General features: G+C 72.9%; 4 protein-coding genes. 1 reads left to right on the top strand and 3 read right to left on the bottom strand.

Translation table 11 applies throughout. The annotated features are described in order from the left end of the window. Window positions 1-121: 121 nt before the first annotated feature. Genes KBX53_RS27220 through KBX53_RS27210 form a run of 3 tightly spaced genes read right to left on the bottom strand, consistent with a single transcriptional unit; the run spans window position 122 to window position 2,456 of the window. Window positions 122-1,825 carry an urease subunit alpha gene (locus tag KBX53_RS27220; RefSeq protein ID WP_210862389.1) on the bottom strand — a complete coding sequence of 568 codons (1,704 nt, stop codon included), beginning with the start codon at window positions 1,823-1,825 and terminating at the stop codon, window positions 122-124. Further along, window positions 1,822-2,157: an urease subunit beta gene (locus KBX53_RS27215; protein WP_210862386.1), complete on the bottom strand. Its 336-nt coding sequence runs from the start codon at window positions 2,155-2,157 to the stop codon at window positions 1,822-1,824. Before KBX53_RS27215 ends, KBX53_RS27220 begins: the two co-directional genes overlap by 4 nt. Next, window positions 2,154-2,456 (bottom strand): urease subunit gamma, encoded by a 303-nt coding sequence (locus tag KBX53_RS27210; protein WP_030335444.1) that lies wholly within the window; start codon window positions 2,454-2,456, stop codon window positions 2,154-2,156. Before KBX53_RS27210 ends, KBX53_RS27215 begins: the two co-directional genes overlap by 4 nt. A gap of 305 nt (window positions 2,457-2,761) precedes the next feature. On the opposite strand from KBX53_RS27210, the gene KBX53_RS27205 reads away from it, so the two are divergent. Then, window positions 2,762-3,166 (top strand): hypothetical protein, encoded by a 405-nt coding sequence (locus tag KBX53_RS27205; RefSeq protein ID WP_210862384.1) that lies wholly within the window; start codon window positions 2,762-2,764, stop codon window positions 3,164-3,166. Window positions 3,167-3,242: the final 76 nt, after the last annotated feature.

Here is a 3,242-nt window from a genome sequence, read left to right as displayed (position 1 = left end):
ATCGTGACCAGGTCGGTGACCCGGCCGGCGGCGACGGCCGCCTCCAGACCACCGGAGTGCGCGTGCGCCCCCGCCGGGAACCGCCCGTCGGCCAACAGCAACAGCAGGCTCGGCGTCGCCATCAGAACAGGAAGTACCGCTGGGCCATCGGCAGCCGGGTCACCGGGTCCGGCTCCACCACCTGCCCGTCGATCCGCACGGTGAAGGTGTCCGGGTCCACCTCGATGCGCGGCATCGCGTTGTTCTCCGGCAGGTCGGCCTTGCCCCGCGACCGCACGTCGCTCACCGGCACCACCCGGCGGCGTACGTCCAGGCGGAGCCCGGCGTCCACTGCCGCCGGGGCCACGAAGGCCAGGCTGGTGGCCGCCGCCGCCGCGCCGTACGCCCCGAACATCGGCCGGGGCAGCATCGGCTGGGGTGTCGGGATCGAGGCGTTCGCGTCACCCATCTGGGCGTACGCGATCATGCCGCCCTTGAGCACCAGGTGCGGTCGGACGCCGAAGAACGCCGGGTCCCAGAGCACCAGGTCGGCGAGCTTGCCCGGCTCGACCGAGCCGATCTCCCGTTCCAGCCCGTTGGCCATCGCCGCGCAGATGGTGTACTTCGCCACGTACCGTCGGGCCCGGTGATTGTCGGCGGCCCCGTCACCCGGCAGCGCGCCGACCCGGTCCTTCATCACGTGGGCGCTCTGCCAGGTCCGCGTGATCACCTCGCCGACCCGGCCCATCGCCTGCGCGTCGGAACCGATGATCGAGATCGCGCCGAGGTCGTGCAGCAGGTCCTCGGCGGCCATCGTGGATGGTCGGATCCGGCTCTCGGCGAAGGCCAGGTCCTCCGGCACGGACGGGTTGAGATGGTGGCAGACCATCAACATGTCCAGGTGCTCGGCCAGGGTGTTCGCGGTGTACGGCCGGGTCGGGTTGGTCGACGACGGCAACACGTTCGGTTCGCTGGCCACGGTGATGATGTCCGGCGCGTGCCCGCCACCGGCGCCCTCGGTGTGGTACGAGTGGATCGCCCGTCCACCGATCGCCCGCAGGGTGTCGGCGACGAACCCGGCCTCGTTGAGCGTGTCGGTGTGGATCGACACCTGCACCCCGGACGCGTCCGCCACCCGCAGACACGCGTCGATCGCCGCCGGTGTGGTGCCCCAGTCCTCGTGCAGCTTGAAACCACCCGCACCGGCCCGCAACTGTTCCCACAGCGCGTCGTCGGAGACGGTGTTGCCCTTGCCGAGCAGCAGCACGTTGACCGGCATCGTGTCCAGCGCCTCGTGCATCCGGGCCAGGTGCCAGGCGTTCGGGGTGACAGTTGTCGCGCGGGTCCCCTCGGCCGGCCCGGTGCCGCCGCCGACCAGCGTGGTGACGCCGCTGGCCAGCGCCTCGGTGACGATCTGCGGGCAGATGAAGTGCACGTGGGTGTCGACAGCGCCGGCGGTGAGGATCCGCCCGTTGCCCGCGATCACCTCTGTCGACGGGCCGATGACCAGGTCGGGGTGCACGCCGGGCATGGTGTCCGGGTTGCCGGCCCGACCGAGCGCCACGATGCGCCCGTCGCGCAGCCCCACGTCGGCCTTGACCACGCCCCAGTGGTCGAGCACCACAGCGCCGGTGATGACGGTGTCCAGGGCCCCCTCGGCGCGGGTGGCCCGGGACTGCCCCATCGACTCGCGGATCACCTTCCCGCCGCCGAACACCGCCTCGTCGCCGCCCACGCAGTGGTCGGTCTCCACCTCGATCAGCAGGTTCGTGTCGGCCAGCCGGATCCGGTCACCGGTCGTCGGCCCGTACAGGTCGATGTAGCGCTCCCGCCGCACGGCGCTCACTGCGGCGACCCGTCGGCCGTCGGGGTGTCGAGCGGTCCGGCGCACTCGCCCCGCAGGCCGGGCACGACGCGCGCGCCTCCCAGCGGGACGAGGTCGACGCTGCGGCTGATGCCCGGTTCGAACCGGACCGAGGTGCCGGCCGGCACGGCGAGGCGCTGCCCCCACGCCGCGCCCCTGTCGAACGACAGCGCCGGGTTGGCCTCGGCGAAGTGGTAGTGCGAGCCGACCTGCACCGGGCGGTCGGCGGTGTTGACCACGAGCAGTGTGGTCACCGGGCGACCCACGTTGATCTCGACCGGGTCGGTCGCCGGCAGGATCTCCCCGGGGATCACGGGATCGGGTGGTGCACCGTCACCAACTTGGTGCCGTCCGGGAACGTCGCTTCCACCTGCACCTCCCTCAGCAACTCGGGGATGCCGTCCTGGACGTCGTCGCGGCCGAGCACCGCCCGGCCGGCCGACATCAGGTCGACCACCGACCGCCCGTCGCGGGCCCCTTCGAGGAGGAACGCGGTGATCACCGCGACGGCTTCGGGATAGTTGAGGCGCAGGCCGCGTTCGCGGCGGGCGCGGGCGACATCGGCCGCGACGTGGACGAGCAGGCGGTCCTGCTCGTGCGGGCTGAGGAACACGGGGCTCTCCCGGTGGGTCGGCGTGCCCCGGCTCGCCGTCGGCTCCACGCGGAGCCACCCCGGGTGGACCCGGGGACGAGCTGGGAGTCACACGACCGCCGGGGCACCGCCGCCGGGGCGACCCGGGACTCCACCATCCCGGCCCGCACGACGGGCAACCGGCGGTGTCGGGTCGGATGCGGACCGCACCGCCCACCGCTGAGCCGACCGTAGAGGATCGCCACCGACCGGGGCAACAGCCCACCGGATCACACCGGACGCCGACGCGTATTCCCGTGAAGGGGTCGGCAGGGCATGATCGCCGGATGACGGCGACGAGGGGTACGCGGGCACTGCTCGGTGTTCTGTTCCTGGCGGCGGCCACGATCGGGGCGTGGATCCTGTGGCTGGGCTGGGACACCCGGTACACGGTCGACGCGCAGACCGGCGCGAGCAGCGGTCCGTACGAGCCGTGGCAGGTGATCGGCTGTGTGTTGACGCTCGTCCTGCTGGCCGGGCTCGCCGGGACGCGGCTCAGCCCGTGGCTGGTGGCGCCGGTGATGACCGTGGCGTTCACAGCGGTCTGGTCGTGGCGGGCCGCCGGGACCGACGACAGCGGGCTGTGGGTGGTAGGCGGAATTCTGGTGCTGGTCGGGATGGCGGTCGGCAGCACGCTGGTGAGCCTCGCCGGGCGGCGGATCGGCCGACGGATGGCCCGCCGACCCGCCTAGCCGCGGCGGCGGTGCCGTCGGCCGGGTCAGCGAGCCCCGACGGGTACCGGCGCGGGCGAGCCGGCGATCGGGATGT

This window comes from Micromonospora sp. M51 (genome assembly GCF_018070305.1).
Lineage (GTDB): Bacteria > Actinomycetota > Actinomycetes > Mycobacteriales > Micromonosporaceae > Micromonospora > Micromonospora parva.
Note: the sequence above shows the minus strand (reverse complement) of the source record. Positions and strands in the feature narration are given on the sequence as shown.

Excerpts from the sequence above, each read along its gene's own strand:
- KBX53_RS27205 (WP_210862384.1), top strand. The coding sequence starts at position 2,762 with ATGACGGCGACGAGGGGTACGCGGGCACTGCTCGGTGTTCTGTTCCTG.